At 75.2% G+C, this 17,313-nt stretch carries 10 protein-coding genes; 5 read left to right on the plus strand and 5 right to left on the minus strand.

Going from position 1 to position 17,313, the window contains the following annotated elements; all coding sequences use genetic code 11:
* The first annotated feature begins 78 nt into the window (after positions 1-78).
* Together ACOTKD_RS29135 and ACOTKD_RS29140 are read left to right on the plus strand one after the other, a co-directional pair.
* On the plus strand, positions 79-2,883 hold the full coding sequence (locus tag ACOTKD_RS29135) for a D-alanyl-D-alanine carboxypeptidase (protein ID WP_424891969.1): 2,805 nt from the start codon (positions 79-81) through the stop codon (positions 2,881-2,883).
* A 183-nt stretch (positions 2,884-3,066) separates the two neighbouring features.
* The gene (locus ACOTKD_RS29140) at positions 3,067-4,917 is read left to right on the plus strand and encodes an MFS transporter (protein WP_424891970.1); all 1,851 of its coding nucleotides are present in this window, start codon (positions 3,067-3,069) and stop codon (positions 4,915-4,917) included.
* A gap of 16 nt (positions 4,918-4,933) precedes the next feature.
* Here the strand turns inward: ACOTKD_RS29140 and ACOTKD_RS29145 are convergent, their stop codons facing one another.
* The 4 genes from ACOTKD_RS29145 to ACOTKD_RS29160 are packed head-to-tail and all read right to left on the minus strand — an operon-like array spanning position 4,934 to position 13,143.
* Positions 4,934-7,222: an extracellular solute-binding protein gene (locus ACOTKD_RS29145; RefSeq protein WP_424891971.1), complete on the minus strand. Its 2,289-nt coding sequence runs from the start codon at positions 7,220-7,222 to the stop codon at positions 4,934-4,936.
* Complete coding sequence (locus ACOTKD_RS29150) at positions 7,219-8,841, minus strand: VWA domain-containing protein (protein ID WP_424891972.1); 1,623 nt, start codon at positions 8,839-8,841, stop codon at positions 7,219-7,221. Before ACOTKD_RS29150 ends, ACOTKD_RS29145 begins: the two co-directional genes overlap by 4 nt.
* A 40-nt stretch (positions 8,842-8,881) precedes the next feature.
* A complete protein-coding gene (locus ACOTKD_RS29155; protein WP_424891973.1) occupies positions 8,882-11,266 on the minus strand; it encodes a tetratricopeptide repeat protein in 2,385 nt (794 codons plus the stop codon).
* Positions 11,263-13,143, minus strand: coding sequence for a trypsin-like peptidase domain-containing protein (locus ACOTKD_RS29160; protein ID WP_424891974.1), 1,881 nt, complete (start codon positions 13,141-13,143; stop codon positions 11,263-11,265). The genes ACOTKD_RS29155 and ACOTKD_RS29160 overlap by 4 nt, the downstream gene beginning before the upstream one ends.
* Before the next feature lie 448 nt (positions 13,144-13,591).
* Between ACOTKD_RS29160 and ACOTKD_RS29165 the strand changes: the two genes are divergently transcribed.
* Together ACOTKD_RS29165 and ACOTKD_RS29170 are read left to right on the plus strand one after the other, a co-directional pair.
* Complete coding sequence (locus tag ACOTKD_RS29165; RefSeq protein WP_424891975.1) at positions 13,592-14,206, plus strand: hypothetical protein; 615 nt, start codon at positions 13,592-13,594, stop codon at positions 14,204-14,206.
* Positions 14,207-14,836: 630 nt separating this feature from the next.
* Positions 14,837-15,451 (plus strand): class F sortase, encoded by a 615-nt coding sequence (locus ACOTKD_RS29170; RefSeq protein WP_424891976.1) that lies wholly within the window; start codon positions 14,837-14,839, stop codon positions 15,449-15,451.
* Positions 15,452-15,493: 42 nt separating this feature from the next.
* Here the strand turns inward: ACOTKD_RS29170 and ACOTKD_RS29175 are convergent, their stop codons facing one another.
* Positions 15,494-16,015, minus strand: coding sequence for a MarR family winged helix-turn-helix transcriptional regulator (locus tag ACOTKD_RS29175; RefSeq protein ID WP_424891977.1), 522 nt, complete (start codon positions 16,013-16,015; stop codon positions 15,494-15,496).
* A 118-nt stretch (positions 16,016-16,133) separates the two neighbouring features.
* On the opposite strand from ACOTKD_RS29175, the gene ACOTKD_RS29180 reads away from it, so the two are divergent.
* Positions 16,134-17,255: a questin oxidase family protein gene (locus tag ACOTKD_RS29180; RefSeq protein WP_424891978.1), complete on the plus strand. Its 1,122-nt coding sequence runs from the start codon at positions 16,134-16,136 to the stop codon at positions 17,253-17,255.
* The last annotated feature ends 58 nt before the right edge of the window (positions 17,256-17,313 follow it).

The following is a 17,313-nucleotide window of genomic DNA, read 5'->3' on the forward strand; positions in this document are numbered from 1 at the left end:
GCGTTTGAGAAGGTTCGGCCTGCGGGGTGCGGTGCACCCCGCGGTGGCGTATCGCGTGGGAATTTCGAGGAGGCATCGGTGGCGGGCGAGTCCCCCGGCAAGTCGGAGCAGCGGAAGTCGTCGGGGGAGACGACGCGCGGCGAGCACGACCCGCGACTCGGGGTTTTCCGGGAATCCTCCGGAAAGCCGTCCGGGAAAGCGGATGCCGCCGATGCCGCGGATGCCGCGGAAGGCGGCCGTAAGGAAGTGCCCGCGGCGTCCGCCGGGGCCGATGCGATCGCAAAGGCCGACTCGGGCCGTACGGCCGGCGGCGACGCGCGGCTGAAGGCTGCGGTGGCGGCGTGGGTGGCCGGAACGGACGGGGACGAACCGGATGAGGCCGGGGCGTCCGCGTCGTCCGGCGCGTCCGGCGCGTCCGCGGCCTCGAAGGACGAGGCCGAGAACGACGGCGACGGCGACCGGCCCGTGAACGGCAGCCCTGCCGGCAAGGGCGCGGGTACGCCTTCCGGCGAGGGCAAGGCCCCGGCTTCCGGTGACCGCGCCACGGCTGTTTTCGGCGCGCTCCGGACGAAGGACGCCGCGCCGGCCGATGACGCCGAGGCCTCGAAGGCTGCGAAGGGCGGGTCCTCCGGTGACGGCAAGGGTTCCGCTTCCGGTGAGGACAAGCCCGCTGCGTCGGGTGACGGCGAGGCGGCGAAGGGCGAGCCCTCCGGCGACGCCAAGGGCTCTGCCTCCGGTGAGGGCAAGCCTGCCGCGCCCGTCGACCGGGTCACGTCCGTCTTCCGTACGGTCCGCCCGAAGGCCGGCGAGGCCGCCGGTGATGGCGAGGGCTCCGAGCCCGCCGCTGCCGGTCGCCCTGCGAACGGTTCCGCTTCTGGTGACGGAAAGGGTTCCGCTTCCGTCGACCGGGCCACGTCCGTCTTCCGTACGGTCCGCCCCAAGACCGACGACGCCGCCGGCGACGGTGAAGGCTCCAAGCCCGCTGCCGGTCGCCCCGCGAACGGTTCCGCCCCCGGCAAGGACAAGCCCGCCGGCTCCGCCGACCAGGCCACCGCCGTGTTCCGTACGGTCCGGCCGAAGGACGGGGAGTCCGCTCCGGCGCCGAAGGGCGCGCCTTCCGGTGACGGCAAGGGCAAGCCCGCCGCGCCCGCAGACCAGGCCACCGCCGTCTTCGGTGCGATCCGGCCCAAGGGCGACGCGGCTGCCAAGTCCGCCGACAAGGCCTCCGGCAAGTCCTCCACCGAGCCTTCCGCCGACGATCAGCCGACCGCGCTGATGAAGGCCCCCAAGGTGCCCGAGCCCAAGGCCGCTGCGCCCAAGGCGGCCGCACCCAAGGCCGGTGCGCCCAAGGCCGGCCCCGCCAAGGCCGCCCCGCGTGAGGACTCCGACTCCGAGCGGACCAGCCAGTTCGTACCGCTGAAGTCCGACGACGCCGTCGCCGGGAAGGCCGCCCCGGCCAAGCCCGCTGCTCAGGCCAAGCCCGCCGCCAAGGCGACCCCGCCCGCCGCCAAGGCGAGCGCCCCCGCCAAGCCGGCCATCCCGGTCAGCGTCGCCCCGCCGAAGGAGCCGTCCCCCAAGCCGGAAGGCGCCGCCGCCGGCGCCCCCGCCGCGCCGCTGGATCTGCTGGCGCAGCTGACGAACACGCCTCCGCCGCCGGAGACGCCCGTCCGCACGGTGCTGCGCCGGGTCAAGATCTGGACCCCGCTCGTGATCCTGCTGGCGATCATCTTCTGCGTGGTGCAGGCGTTCCGCCCGCTGCCGGAGCCGAAGCTGGTGCTCACGGCGAACAAGGCGTTCAAGTTCGACGGCGACAAGGCGCAGATGACGTGGCCGACGTCCGGCCAGGCGTACGTCGAGGTGGACGGTCTCGGCAGCCTGGGCGAGTACGGCGAGGAGAAGCCCGTCCCGATCGCGAGCGTCACCAAGGTGATGACCGCGTACATCACCCTTCGCGACCACCCGATGAAGAAGGGTGACAAGAAGGGCGCGCTGATGACGGTCGACGCCAAGGCGGTGAGCGACTACCAGAAGGGCAAGCCCGAGGGCGAGTCGCTGGTCCGGGTGACCGAGAACCAGAAGCTCTCGGAGTACGAGGCGCTGGAAGCGCTGATGCTGCCGTCGGCGAACAACATCGCCAAGCTGCTGGCCCGCTGGGACGCCGGTTCCGAGGAGGCGTTCGTCAAGAAGATGAACGACACCGCCAAGGAGCTGGGCATGGTGAACACGAACTTCACCGACCCGAGCGGCTTCGACGCGACGACCAAGAGCACCGCGAAGGACCTGGTCAAGCTGGGTAAGAAGGCCATGGCGGACCCGGTCTTCCGGGAGATCTCGGGGCTGACGGAGTACATCGACAGCAACGGCGAGAAGCAGAAGAACTTCAACCCGATCGTTCCGCTGTACGGCACCGGCATCAAGACGGGCACGACCACTGCGGCCGGCGGCAACCTGCTCTTCGCCGCGGAGAAGAAGATCGGCGGCACGACGCAGCTGATCATCGGCGCCGTGCTGGCGCAGCACAAGACGCCGATCATCGACTCGGTGGTCGCGGCGACCAAGGACGCGATCGAGTCCGCGAAGAAGGCGCTGGAGGCGAAGACGGTCGTCAAGAAGGGCGACGTCGTGGGCGCCGTGGACGACGGCCTCGGCGGCCGCACCCCGGTCGTGGCGACCAAGGACGTCACCGCGGTCGGCTGGTCCGGCCTGACGGTCGACCTGGCGCTGAACGACGGCGGCCACAAGCTGCCGCACGCGGCGAAGTCCGGTGCCGAGGTCGGCATGCTGACCGTGGGCAGCGGCCCGGGCCAGGTGCGGGTGCCGGTGGCGCTGAAGTCGGCGCTGGCCGAGCCGGGCTTCGGGTCGAAGCTGACCCGCCTCGGCTGAGCCGTCCCGGCCGGCGTCGCGCCGGCCGGCGTGGGCGGGGGCGGCGGTCGCCGCCCCTGCCGGGCCCTCGCGGCGTGCTAGCGTCGCGAGGGTTTGCGCATGGTGCCGCGCCGTGCGCTACCCGCAAGTCCGTGACAGCGTGACGATGGGGGAAGACCTCGGGGGAAGACGGGGAGAGCCGCAGTGACCACCGTGGGCCCGGCACGGGCCGACAAGCCGGACGAGCCGGGTGACCAGCAGGACGGGCGCACCCCCGCCGGGATAGCACCGCCGTCCTCCGCCTTCCGCGAGCGCCTGGCCCGCACCCGCCGCGCCCTGGCCGGCCGCCCCGTGCTGACGACGCTGATCGTCGCGGCCGTGGCGCACGTGGTCTGGGTGTACGTGTTCGCGAACAGCGGCGGCGACCTGGCCGCCCAGGACGCGTGGGCGGAGTTCGTGGGCCAGCACCCCGACTCGGCGTACAACCTCGCCTGGTACGGCGGCATGCACCCCGTCTCGTACAGCGTGATCTCGCCGTACCTGATGGCCAGCATCGGCGTCCGCACCACGATGATGATCGCGGGCACGCTCTCCGCCGGCCTGCTCGCCCTGCTGCTCGTGCGCAGCAGGGTGGTGCGCCGGCCGCTCGTGCCGGCCCTGTACGGCACCTTCGCGCTGACCTGCAACGCGATCTCCGGCCGGGTCACCTTCGGCCTCGGCACGATGTTCGGCCTGGCGGCCGTCGCCGTGATCTTCGCGTGGCCGATGCGCTGGCGCTCGGAGGGCAAGTACCGCTGGGGCCGCGCCGGCCTCGCCGCGCTGGCGGCCGCGCTGGCGACGGCGTCGAGCCCGGTCGCCGGCCTGTTCGTGGGCTTCGTCGCGGCCGCCCTGTGGCTGGGCAAGCGCCGACCTGCGGCGTACGCGCTGGGCATCTCCCCGGCCGTCGTCGTGGGTCTCTCGGCGTGGCTGTTCCCGTTCTCGGGCCAGCAGCCGATGGCCTTCGTCTCGGCGATCCTGCCGCTGCTGAGCGGCATCTTCGGGGTGGTGTTCGTCCCCAAGGAGTGGCGCACGGTCCGGATGGCCTCGGCGCTCTACGTCCTGGCCGTCCTGCTGGTCTGGCTCATTCCCTCCCAGATCGGCACCAACGTCTCCCGGCTCGGCATGATCTTCGGCGGGACGGTGCTGGTCGCGGCCCTGCCGGAGCTGAAGGTGCCGCGCCCGGCCGAGCTGCTGAAGAGCGGCCTGCGCTGGACGGCGCTGGCCGCCGCCCTCGCCACGTGCACGATCTGGCAGCTCGCCGTCTCCATCGGCGACATCATGCACACCACGCCCGCCGCGTCCTGGGCGCGCGAGCTCGCGCCCCTGGTGCACCGGCTGCAGCAGGCCGACGCGGCGCGCGGCCGCGTCGAGGTCGTCCCGGCCCGCAGCCACCGCGAGTCCTCGGCCCTCACCCCGTACGTCAACCTGGCCCGCGGCTGGAACCGGCAGGCCGACCGCGAGCGGAACCCGCTCTTCTACGAGCCGGGCCGGCTCACCCCCTCCAGCTACCGCGCCTGGCTCGACCGCTGGGCCGTGCACTACGTGGTGCTGCCCGCCGGCGAGCCGGACCACGCGGCCGTCGACGAGGCCAAGCTCGTCACCAAGGGCCAGCCGTACCTGCGCGAAGTGTGGTCCGACGACAACTGGCGGCTGTTCGAGGTGGAGTCGCCGACCCCCCTCGCCGATCCCCCCGCGGTCGTCGAGCGCACGGACGCCGAGGGCCTGACGATCACCGTCGGCAAGGCCGGGCCGGTCCTGATCCGCATCCCGTACTCGCCGTGGCTCGGCCTGGTCGACAAGGACGGCAAGGACGTCCAGCCGCCGAAGGCGGGGGCGCGCGGCGAGCCGCCGGTCAACGTCAACGGCTGCCTGTCCAAGGAGGTCCAGGAGGCCCGCGAGGACCGGCCGGAGGACGACTGGACGCTGCTGCACGCGCCGAAGGCGGGCACGTACCACATCGTGGCGCGCTACAAGCTGCCGCGCGGGACGGGCTGCCCGGACGACCTGGCGAAGTAGCCCGCCCGGCGGGGCGTCACGTGCACACGCGCGGCGCGGCGGCCCCCGAGGCGCCCCGCAGCTCCTTCCGCACGTCCTCCAGGTAGTCCAGCACCTGCCGCTGCTTCTCCGGGCCGGGGTCGCTGAGGTAGTCCAGCACGCCGTGCTGGAAGGCGAACCGCATCCGGAGCGGCATCACGTCCGAGGCGTCCAGGCACTTGGGCCGGGGTCCGCCGAGCGCCTCGTCGATGGCGGCGTTGACCCGCTCGGCGCGGGGGTCGGGCCGGGGCGCGCCCGCCGTGACGAAGAACGGCCGGCCCGGGTGGGTTTTGATCTTGCGCTGCTTCTCCTCCTTGGACAGGGCGGAGGCCCACACCTCCTGCGCCTGCCGGGTGGTGAGGAACCGCAGCAGGTCCTCGGCCGCGTCGCCCCTCTTGCTGCCCTCCTCCGCGAACAGCGTCGCGTAGTCCGCGGAGACCTCGGTGGCGGCGGGGCGGCGGGCGATGTCCGGCAGCACCTCGCGCGTGGGCGCGAAGGCGGCGTGCCCGGTGTAACCGGCGTCGCGGGCGAAGGAGGCCTGGTGCTGGAGGGCGCAGTGCTTCGACGTGAGGAAGTTCTGGCCCCAGTCGCTGTCCAGGGCGGCCGCGGCCGGGCCCTTGGTGAAGATCCCGCCGAACGCCTCCCACGCGTCGCGCACGGGCCCCTCCGTCCACGGCAGCTCGCCCCGGGCCCACTTCTCGTACGCCTCCGTGCCGCTCTGCTGCAGCAGGATGTCCTCGACCCAGTCGGTGCCCGGCCAGCCGGACGTGCCGTCGCCGCCCATGCCGGCGCACCACTGGCCGCCGCCCCGGGCCGCGAGCGCGCGCGGGCTCTGCCCGCGGGCCGGGTCGTACCAGACGATGCTCTTGAGGTCGGCCTTGACCGCGACGGCGTAGACCTCGTCGCCGAACCGGGGGGCCCACAACGGGCCGTACGCGTTCAGGGTCTCGCCGAGGACGGGGCCGAGCTTCCGCGGCCGGGGCGTCTCCTTCAGGTATGCCCGGACCTCGCCGAGGCTGGGCAGGATCGCGATGTCCGGGGGGTTGCCCGCGTTCAGCCGGGAGAGCAGCACTTCGCGCAGGGCCGTGGTGCCCTGGTAGTCGACGCTGACGTGGTACTTCGCGGCGTACGCGTCCAGCAGCGCCTGGAAGCGCTCCTGCTCGGCGTCGGTCCACGTGGCGAGGACGCTGATCCGTCCGTTGTGCACCGTGCGCACGTCGCCGGCGCCGACGGCGGAGAGGAGCACCAGCCACAGGGCGAGCAGCACCGTCGCGGCCTCGAAGGAACGGATCCGCCGGCCGGGCCGCTGCGGGACGCGGGCGAAGCGGTACTCCTCGATGCGCGGCTGGAGGCCGAGGACGACCAGCGCGGCGGCGACGACCGCCGCGAGGAGGATCCCGGCGGGAACGATGGTCAGCCAGTGCGTGGCCGCCAGGTGCTCGCTCGCGGTCTCCCCGCCCCCGGAGACGCGGTGGCCCCGGGCCCAGTCGAGGTCGTCCTGGAGCTGATCGGCGGCGGGCAGGAGCAGCGGCACGAGGGCCGCCACCAGCAGCGTGGCCCCGGCGAGGGGGCCGTTGAAGCGGCGCCGGAAGCGGCGGCGCAGGAAGCGCTGGGTGTCGGCGAGCAGCCAGACCAGCACGGCCCACAGCGCGACGGCCACGCCCCAGGCCGTCTTCAGCAGCCGGCCGGGCGACGTCTGTGCCGCGAGAACCCGGGCCTGCTCGTGCTGGACCGCCTCCAGCCGGGGGAGGATGCCGCTCTTCTCGCGGTTCAGCGTGCTGTCCGCGTAGCGCAGGTAGGTGTCGCGGAGCCGCTCGTCGGCCCGGCCGGAGGCCGCTCGGCTGTGGGCGGCCTGCCCGATGAGGTAGTCGTACGAGGAGAGCTGGCCGGCCACGGTGTCCAGGTCGTTCCTGCCGCCGTCCGCGACGGTGGTCGCGGCGGCCTTCTCCAGGCTCCGGAAAGCGGCGTTGAGCTTCGCCTTGTACTCCTCGCCGGGGCCTTCCGCCGGGGCGGCGGGGCTGTTCAGGGCCGTCTTCGCGGCCGCCAGCGATTGCCGCAGGGCCGTCTCCGCTCCGTCCACGTAGCCCATGGCCGGGATCGTCCGGCCGGGGACCTCGTCCGCGCCCCGGCTCACTCCGTAGTAGGCCGTGAAGAGGGCCCCGCAGGCCAGCACGGTCGCCGTCAGCAGCACGACCAGACGGCGTATCAGCCAGGGGCGGGTGCCGAGCCACGGCCCGGCGCCGGCGGGCCCGGCCGGCCCCGCCGGGGCGGTCGTGGGGGCGGTCATGCGGTCGGCTCCGGGGGCTCCTGTTCCGGCCGGGCGCGCCGCTGCGGCGCGCCGCCGTCCCCCGCCGGGAGGGCGGCGCCGCAGCGGGCGCAGATCCTCGCCGTGCCGGGGGAGACGCGGCCGCACGCGGGGCACTCCACGTCGGGCACGGCGGCGCTCTCCCCGCGCCGACTCCGCTGCCACTGCCCCGGCACGGCGGCCGGCGGCGGGCCGGGCTCGTGCGGCGGGCGGGCGCCCCGCGGCGGCGCCCCGGGCCTGCGGGTCTGCGTGCTGTGGTTGGAGACGATCCACGCCGAGTTGAGGTCGCCCGCCGTGATCTCGTCGCGCAGCCGGACCCGCCCCTCGCCGGCGTCCTCCACCTCCACCAGCCGCCGCAGCCGGCGCAGCATCTTCTCGTCGCCGAGGTCGTGCGCGAGCCGCACCGCCCGGCCCCACTCGTCCTCCGCCGTCCCCGGGCGCCCGGCCTCGAAGGCCTCGCAGCCGGCGTTGACGGCCCGGCCGAGGTCGGCGTAGCCGCTGTAGCGGGCGACGCGCGGATCGATGCGCGTGGACAGGACGGGGTCGTCGGTCCAGTGGACGAGCAGGGGGACGGGTCTGGGCACGGAGACGACCGTCTCGGCGGGGTGGTCGTCCGCGCCCTCGGCGACGAGGGCCACCGAGGCCAGCTGCATGTCCTCTCCCATCGGGTCGCCGGTGGGGTCGGCGGTGACGCACAGGTGGTAGTCGCGGGATTCGTCGCCCCACGCTCCGGTCGGGAACTCCCAGGTGCGCTCCCCGGTCCGCACGCCCTCCGGGGTCAGATCGAGCTCGGTGGGGAACACCTGCTTGAAGAAGTGGAGCTCGCTGCCGACGCGCAGCCGCACGCGGATCCGGATGCCGGGCAGCGACTTGTCCATGGCCTTGCGCATCATCCGCCGGAACTCCGCCTCCAGGTCGGAGTCGTGCTCGACGGCGTCCGCGATGCCGTGCAGCCGGCCGGCGACCTCCCGCAGCTCGGTGGCGGCCCACTGGTCGCCGATGCCGCGCGCGTCGCAGGTGAACTTCCCGGCGCAGTCCGCGAGGACGCGCTCCAGCTCGTCGGGCCGGTCGTGCTCGTTCCTGCCGTCGGTCAGCAGGAGGGCGTGCCGGATGGGGTGGTCCTGGCCGTCGGCGGTGAGGAGGTCGCGGGCGCAGGCGAGCCAGGAGGCGATGGCGGTGCCGCCCGCGGCGACGAGGGTGTGCGCGGTGCGGGCGGCGTCGGCCCGGGTGTCGGGGCCCGCGACGGCCATCCGGCCGGTCGCCGGATAGACGACGCGGGCCTTGTCGGTGCCCTCGACGAGGGCGAAGCGGGTGCCGTCACGGAGGACGCCGATGGCGGCGGCCGCGGCCTTCCGGGCCGCGGCGATCTTCGTGCTGGGCCAGCTCATGGAGCCGGAGCAGTCGATGACGACGACCTCGGCGGAGGAGGCGTGGGTGGTGAGCCCGGCCAGGCCGTGGCCCTCGACGGTGAGGACGGCGTGGGCCGGCACGGTGCCGGACCCCGCCGCCATGTACTTGTTCTGGCCCAGCTGGGCGGTCAGGGCGGGCAGTGCCGCCGTCGGCGCGCGGTCCTCCGGGGCCGCCCCGTCGTCGCGGGTCACGGCCTCGGTCCCTTGCTGCGGTCCATTCGTTCCCCCGGGGTCAGAAGCGGGTCTTGGGGCGGACGCTGTTGGCCAGGTCGACCAGGCCTGCCAGGCCGGCCGGGGTGGGGGCCTGGCGGGCGAGCCGGCGCAGCTTCGCCTCCAGCCGGGTGCGCAGGGTGAACTCCTCGTCGTCGGTGCTGTCGTCAGGGCCGAGGAACAGGCGGGAGCCCGTGCGCGCGGCCGCTCCCGTCCGCATCGCCACGCGCTCCAGGGCCACTTCGAGGGTCTCGGCCTCCAGCCGGTCGCGGGCGGGCCCGGCGTGGTGCCCCTCGTCCAGGTAGAGCAGGGGGAGGCGGCCGAAGGCGGCGGCGAGGTCGGAGCGGTCGGGGAGGAGGGGCCCGCCGCCGTGCTCCAGCCGCCCGGCGAGGATGCGGACGCAGGCGATCCGGGCCGCGTCGTAGTGCCGGGACACCTCGGGCAGGCTGCCGAGGAGGGCGACGGCGCCGGTGCGGTCGCCGGCGGCCAGCCGCAGCCGGGCGAGCCCGAAGACGGCGCTGCCCTGCGTCGACCGGCTGCGCTGCCACACGGCGTCGTAATAGCGCTCGGCGTCGGCGGGGGCCCCGGCCTTCTCGGCGCAGTAGCCGAGGGCGAGCTTCGGTGCGTACTCCCCGGGCAGGGCGTGGTAGACGCGCTCGAACTCGCCCTGCGCCGCCCCCGTGTCGCGCCGGGCGAGGAACAGCAGCCCCTGGTGCCAGCAGAGCCGCCAGTCGTACGGGGCGAGGTCGCCGAGGAGGGCGCGGGCGGTGGTCAGCCGCTCGCGCGCGGCGTCGAGCTCGCCCAGTTCGAGGTGGGCGCGCAGCTGCCGGAAGCAGATCTCCGCGGTCTCCCGGCCCGAGGCGTACAACTGCTGGATGAGCCGGCGGGGGCCGCTGGTGGTGGGCTGGGCCAGCAGCGCGGCGGCCGGGTCGGCCGGGTCGGGGTACGGCACGGGCAGGTGGTGCGGCACGCGGTCCGGCTCGGGCAGGCCGGGGCCCAGGAGCGGGCGCGGCTCGCCCGCCAGCCAGCGCTCCAGGGGCGGGACGCGCCCGAGCGAGGAGTCGAGCAGGGTGGCCGTGGCGGCGAAGAGGGTGGACGGCTCGGGGGTCTCGGTGCGGGTGCGCAGCGAGCGGGTCTCGCGCAGGACGCCGCGCAGCTGCTCGGCCATCTCGCGGGCGGAGCCGAAGCGTTCGCGCGGATCGGCGGCGGTGGCGCGGGCGAGGACCCGCGCGTAGGAGTCGGCACCCAGGCCGGGGGGCTGCTTGCGGCAGCCTTCGGAGAGGGTGCGCAGCGTGACGCCGAGGGCGAAGAGGTCCGAGCGGACGGACAGCCCGTCGACGCCCATGCGGACGACCTCGGGGGCGGTGAAGCCGCGCGCGCCGAGGACGTGTCCGGTGCGGTCGTCGAGGTCGCGGACGGCGCCGAGGTCGATGAGCTTGATGCGGTCCGTGTAGTGCATGACGTTGTTGGGCTTGAGGTCGCAGTAGACGAGGTTCTTGCGGTGCAGGCTCTCCAGGGCGTCGAGGATGCGGCAGCCGTAGGAGAGGACGTACTCGAAGACGCGGTCCTCGCCGAAGGGGCCCTCGCCGCGGGTGATGCGGTCGTGCACCTGGGAGAGGTGCATGCCGCGGACGAACTCCATGACGATGTAGCGGGTGTGGCTGCCGTCCCCGCCCGGGCCGTCCCCGCTCTGGCCCGTGGTGTCCTTGTGGGAGACGAAGTTGATGACGCGGACGATGTCCGGGTGGTCGGAGCTGATGAGGACGCGCAGCTCCTCCTTCTCGCGCTGCAGGGAGACGGGGTCGCGGTCGTTGATCAGGCCCTTGAGCGCCACCGGATTGCCGTCGAGCCGGATGTCGTGGGCGAGGTAGACCCAGCCGAGGCCGCCGTTGGCCACGCAGCCCACCACCCGGTACTGCCCGCCGACCAGGTCGCCGGGGGCCAGGCGGGGCGTGAAGTCGTACGGATGGCCGCAGCGTTCGCAGTAGCCGACGGGCAGGGCCGGCTGTCCTTTGTACGACCTGCCGACGACGGCGGTGCAGCCCTCGTGGCCGCAGGTCTTGCCGCCGAGGGGGAGCCCGGGGTCCTTGACGACGAGGGCCTGGGGGGAGGGGGTGGCGATGACGGGCAGGTCGAGCAGGCCGTCGCCGGCGGGACCGACGGTGAACAGCTGGTCGGTCTCGGCGCGCCTGAGGGTGCCGGCGGTGGACGGGCTGTCGGGCACGGGCGGGACGCCGCCGGGCTCCGCGGACCGGACGCCGTGGCCGCGCGTGGAGCAGAAGCCGGTGGACTCGACGCGGCCGTCGCAGCCGCGCCGGGGGCAGGGTGCGCCGACGGCGGGCGGGGCCGGGGCGGCGGCACGGGGGCCCGGCGGGCGTGCGCCGGGAGGGTCGGCCGGGACGTTCACGAGGCGTCGCCCCCTCGCGGTCGGTGGGTGTGGTGGCGCACGGCCTCGGCGAAGCGCTCCACGGCGCGCTCGGCCTCGGCGAGCTCGCAGGGCGCCCGGTGCAGGAGGTTGTGCGCGGTGCGGTAGAGCGGCGCGGCGGCCCGCTCCTCCTCCAGGCTGCGGGCGGCGAGCAGCGCGAAGAAGGCCTCCAGCCGGCCGCGCAGTTCGTTGCGCCGGGCGATCTGCGTCTCGGCCAGGCCGATCACCTCCTCGATGCGCAGCAGCTCCGACTCCACGGTGCTCTCGAAGGCGCCGAGGTCGGCGAGGAAGCGCGCGCCGCCCGGCTCCGGGTGGCGGCGCAGCGCGGTGAGGTCCAGGCGCAGGGCGGCGGCTCGCTGCGGCACGGGCCGCACCGGGGCGATCAGGGCGGTGCGGTCGTGGGCGGTGCGCTCGCGGCGCGCGATGTGGTCGATGCGGTCACGCACCCGGTCGAGCCGGGCGGCGGTCTCGTCCTTGCCGGGGTCAGCCATCCTCAGCGCCAGCTCCAGGCTCTGCGATTCGGGGTTGCGGAAGACGAGGAGCAGGCGGGCGCCCCGGGCGGCGAGGAGGTCGGCGAACTCGACCAGCGCGAGGGGGTCCGCCGCGTAGTCGACGCCCTCCGCGACGATCGTCAGCGGCACGGCGGCGGCGCCGAGCAGGCCGACCGCCGAGCCGTCGTCCCCGGCGGGGCTCAGCCCGAGCCGGTCGGCGACGCGCCCGGCGACGCCGGCGACGGTCTCCCCGGAGACGTCGAGGGCGAGGTCGACGCTGCCGACGGGCGGCAGGGGGCCGTCGTCGGGCTCCTCGGGGACGGGGGAGGGGGGCTCGTACGGGGACGGGGGGCGGCGTGCGGCGCCGTTGCGGGGCGCGGCGGCCGGGGGCGGGGTGCCGGGCGGCGGTGCGTGGGTGGGGGAGGGCGGGTGTATGCCGACGGGGAGGGGCGCTCTGCGCGGGGCCGGCAGCGGTGCGTCCGCGGGCAGCTCGCGGTCCGCGAGGGCGACCGCCCGGCTGAGCGTCGCCGCGCGCACCGCCTCGCCCTTCTTGATGACGATCGCCTCCACCTGCCGGGTGCCCTCCGCGGCGGCGAACCAGCGGGCCAGCCAGCGGGCGAACTCGCGGTCGCGGGCCGCGCCCCGCGGCACCGACGGCAGGCCGTTGCCGCGGCCGCCGCTCACGTAGCGGTCGATGGCCGGCAGGTGCCGGACGACGGTCTCGATGGGGATCATGTACGACAGGTGGAGCCGGCTGCTCGCGGGGGCGGCCGAGGAGCGGTCGTCGTAGCGGCTGACGACCATGCCGAGGACGCGGTGCGTCTCCGCGTCGGTCACGGCGGCGCCGCTGAAGCCGGGCCGGACCGTCTCCTCCGGGGTCAGGGGGAACATCTGCACCCACTCGCCGCGCGGCCCGGACGGCCCGGCGAGGGTGGCCCGGAACCAGACCCCGTCCTGGAGCTCGCGCGTGCTGGGGAAGCCGCACATCCAGACGGACCGGCCGCGCGTGGGCGCGACCCGGTGCAGCGGTGCGGCGTGGCGGGCGTCCTGCGGCTCGGCCAGGGTCAGCAGGGCGACATCGCCCCGGGAGTCCGCCAGCTCGGGCACCCAGCAGCCGTCGGCCACCCGGGCCGGCACGGGGCGGGCGCCGGGCACGCCGACCAGCTCGACCAGCACCTCCCCGCCGGGAACGGCGTGGCCCGTGAGGTCGTCGGGGCCGGTGGGGATGACGTGGGCGCAGGTCAGCACGGCATCGGCGGCCAGCAGGATGCCGGCCCCCAGGACGTCGCCGCCGGACGTGGAAATGCGGACCCGCCAAGTCTCGCCGCGCACCTCGGTGTTGACGGGGACCTCGGTCTCCTCCCCCATGGGCGCAGAGCATACGCGCGCCCCCGGCGGAAGTGACCCCTCCGACTGTGGGGTCACCGTTCCGTGTGATTCGCGCGGGGGTTGCGCGCCCCTGGCGCGCATCCCGGTCGTGCGTCCTGGTCGTGCGGACGGTTCGCGGGGGCGCCCGGTGCGGGCCGGGTCCGCCGAACGGGTGACCCGGGCCGGGGCTCCCGGCGCGGGGGTCCGGGGTCACCCGTTCGCCGCGTTCGGCGGCGGCCGTCCCGGTGACGGCGGGGTCACCCCCGGTGACCTGCCGTTACGCCTGCCGGGCCCGGCCCGCGGCGCGGCCCGGACCGGGGATTCTGATGCGCTGTCAGGGTGCGGGGTGTCCCGGATCCCGGTTCCCTCGGCTCTGAGGAGCGCGGAATTCCCCACTCCCCTTCGTGGGCACATCACGTGCCCCGGCCGCGTTCACGGAGGAACAAGCATGCGTAACTCACGAGTGCTCACCGGGACCGCCCTTTCCATAGCCGCCCTCGGGCTGGCGAGCGCCCCCGCGCTCGCCGGGGACTTCGGCAAGCTGGAAGTCTCCCCGAACCCCGTCAAGCCCGGGGCCGAGGTCACGGTGAACACCACCGCCTGCGGCGCCAACGGCTCGGGTGCGGGCGACGCCAGCGCCGTCGGCGGCCCGGCCTCGTTCCAGCTCAAGCCGGGCACGCACAAGGAGAGCGTCATCGGCACGTTCAAGGTCCCCAACAGCGCGAAGGCCGGCACGTACGGCATCGGCGTCAAGTGCCACAACGGCAAGGAGGCCACGGGCGACGTCGTCGTCTCCGCCGGCTCGGGCGGGTCCGCGTCGAGCGGGTCCGGCACGGGCGGCACCTCCATGGGCGGCGCGAGCCACAGCCCCTCCATGGGTACGGGCGGCGGCTCCTCCACCCCGGCCAAGCCCCCCAAGGGCGGCATGAAGACCGGCGTCGGCGGCGCCAGCGACGACTCCGGGATGACCGAGCTCATGGCGGGCGCGGCCGTGCTGGCCACCGCGGCGGTCGGCGGCACCTGGTACCTGCGGCGCCGTGGCAGCAACGGCAACCGGATCTGACGCGCCCCCGGCCCGCTCCGCCCCCCGGTCCCCGAACGCCCCCGCGTCCGGGGACCACGGGCGCGGCGGACGCGGTGGAGGAGATCCATGTCCCAGTCGCAGGACGCCGGCGACGGCCGGCGGGCACGCGGCTCCCGCAAGGCGCGGAACTCGCGGCAGATGCGGCGGAACCCGTGCCGGCGGGCGCCGGCGGACGCCCCGCCCTCCGGGGGCCGCCCGGCCGCCCCCGCCCCCGCCCCCGCCCGCGCCGGCAGCCCCGGCCCCGGCTTCGGCCCTGGCCCCGGCCTCGGTGATGCTCGCGGCCCCGGTCGCTTCGGTTTCGGTGGTGGTCGCGCGCCTGGTGATGCGCGTGGCTCTGGTGACGCACGTGGCCTCGATGATGCGCGTGGCTTTGGTGATGCGCATGGGTCTGGTGACGTGCGTGGGTCCGGTGGCGCGCGTGGCTCCGGTGGCGTCCGCGGATCCCGTCGTTCCGGCGGATCCGGGAGCCCTGGCGGCCCCGGCCGTCCTGGTGGCTCCGGCCGTCGTGGCGGCTCCGGCCGTCGTGGCGGCCTCGGCGGTGCGGTTCTGCCCGGCCGACGGCCTCTGTCCGCCCACGCGCGCGACTCCCGGCGCAGGGCCGTCGTCGCCGTGCTGCTCGCCGCGGCCCTGTGCGTGGGCAGCTGGCTGATCCAGCGCGGGGCCGACATCCAGGACCCGCCCCCGCAGCCCTCCGCGGCCGAGGCGTTCCCCGCCACCGGGCCCCGTACGGAACCGGAGCGCGGCGAACGCGGGGTCCCGCCGCTGCCGATCGCCGTGCCCACGCGGGTGCGGATCCCGGCGATCGACGTCGACGCGCCGCTGGAACCCCTGCGCCTGCTCGCGGACGGCAGCCTCTCCAGCCCGCGCGACGACGAGAGCAACGTCGCCGGCTGGTACGCGGACGGCGCCGCGCCCGGCACGACCGGCACCGCCGTCGTCGCCGGCCACGTCGACACCACCACCGGGCCCGCCGTCTTCTACAACCTCGGCGCCCTGAAGAAGGGGTACCGCGTGGAGGTCGCGCGCGCGGACGGCCGCACGGCCCTCTTCGCCATCGACGCGATCGAGGTGTACAGCCGCACGGACTTCCCCTCGCAGAAGGTGTACGGGCCCGCGAAGCGCCCCGAGCTGCGGCTGATCACCTGCGGGGGCGGGTTCTCCGAGGAGAGCCACGCCTATCTGGGGAACGTGGTGGTGTACGCCCATCTCACGGGGGTGAGGTGAGCCGGGGATCCGGGGAGCTGGGGATCCGGGGGTGAGTGCCCGTCAGGCGCCGCCGTCGGACGGTGCGCCGCCCCCGGCCGCCTGCGTCTCGCGGGCCCAGGCCGTCAGGCCCGCGACGAACCCCGCCCGGTCGCGCGGCGACAGGCTGTCGAGCGCGCGCAGCAGCGGCTCGGAGCGGGTGGCGATGAACGCCTCGACCGCCGGACGGTGGTCGTCCACGACGGCCACGAGCGTGCGGCGCCGGTTCGCGGGATCCTCGCGGCGCTCCACCAGACCGGCCCGGTTCAGGGCCCCGACCAGCTCGCTCGTGGTCGACAGCGACAGCCGCATCCTGCGCGCCAGTTCGCTCACGGCCAGGGGTGCTTCGGCGATCAGCTGCGGCAGGACCGCGCCGTGCCGCGCCGTGAGGTTGTGCGCCTCGAAGAGCGCGCGCAGCTCGTCCGGCATCTCGGTGCGGGCCTGGCGGATGTACGGGGAGAGCAGCGGGACGAGACCGATCGCTTCGGTCTCTTCCGGGGTGGGGAGCCGGGGGCGGCCCTTCCCGGGTGCGGGGTCGTGCGGCATACTGCGAGTCTAGACGCTTCGGAAATCCAAACTATTGTGGAAACCGAAGATAGGTCTCATGGGCTGCCTCATGGGCTGCTTCATAGGCTTCACGGGATTCTGCGAGGGGGAGATCTTCATGCCGGCGATCCGATACCACGACGCACTCAACGACGCGCTGGAGCGCATGGACGACCTGGGGTACGAGCGCGGGGCCGGCGCCGACCTCGCCAACCACGGGCCCATGGGCGCCGAAGCGCTCGCCGCCCTCGGCCACGGCGGCGAAGTGGCCGCCTGGGTCGAGGGCTACCGCACCGCCATGCCCCACCACGACGTGCCCGCCCGCAGCTTCGCCCTCGACCCCGACGACGAGACCTCCTGGCGCCCCGCGCTCGGCGATTTCTCCCGCGCCGGCGACTGGGAAGAGCTCTTCCGCCGCGAACTCGCCGCCGCCCCCTGGCGCGACGTCCTCGTCCGCTGGTGGCCCCGGCTCCTGCCCGGTCTGCTCGCCGGCCTGACACACGGTCTGATCCGCACCGCCCACGCCGTGCGCTCCCTCGCGGCCACGTCCGCGGACGCGGACGCCGGGCAGCCGACGCCGCATCAGCTCACCGAGCTGGCCCGGGGGCTGGCCTACTGGGCCGCCCGGTTCGCCCACCTGCCCGGTGAAGTCCGCATGAGCGGCCGGCACGACCTGGCCGGCGCCATCGCCGCCCTGCCCCGCACCGCTTACGCGGGGCCCGGCAAGCGGGGGCGCGCCGTCGCCGCGGAACGGCTCGCCCGGCCCGGCGAACTGGCCGGCTACCACGAGGCGCTGGGCTCCCTCGCCCCCGCCGGAACGCAGTGGCTGCTCAGCGAGATGACCACCGCCTTCGCCGGCGTCTACCTCGGACACCCCGAGCTCTTCCCCGTACCGCTCGTGCACGCCGTCACCGCGCCCGCCGCCGTACGGCTCGTCCTGCCGCACCTGCCCGACGAGCTCCACGAGCCGTCCGCGGCCGCGCTCTGGCACGTCCACACGACGCTGCTGCTGGCCTTCACCGACGACCGGGGCGGGGAGGAGACGGCGGCCCGGGAGGCGGCGGAGACGGACGTGCCGCCGTTCGACGAGCTCATCGCCCGGGCGGTGGAGCACGGGGACGAGCACGTCCTGAAGTTCACGGAGGCGTGCCGACGCGAGCACGCGCTGCGGCCGGATCCCCGGTACGGGGCGGCGGTGCTGGCGGCGCAGGGGCGGATCAAGCCGCGACGGGGGCACTGACGGCGTGGGGCCGGGCGCCGGGGCCTCCGGGGCAGGGTCCCCGGACCGCATATTTACG

Origin of the sequence: Streptomyces sp. XH2 (assembly GCF_049725035.1) — a bacterium.
GTDB lineage: Bacteria > Actinomycetota > Actinomycetes > Streptomycetales > Streptomycetaceae > Streptomyces > Streptomyces roseoverticillatus.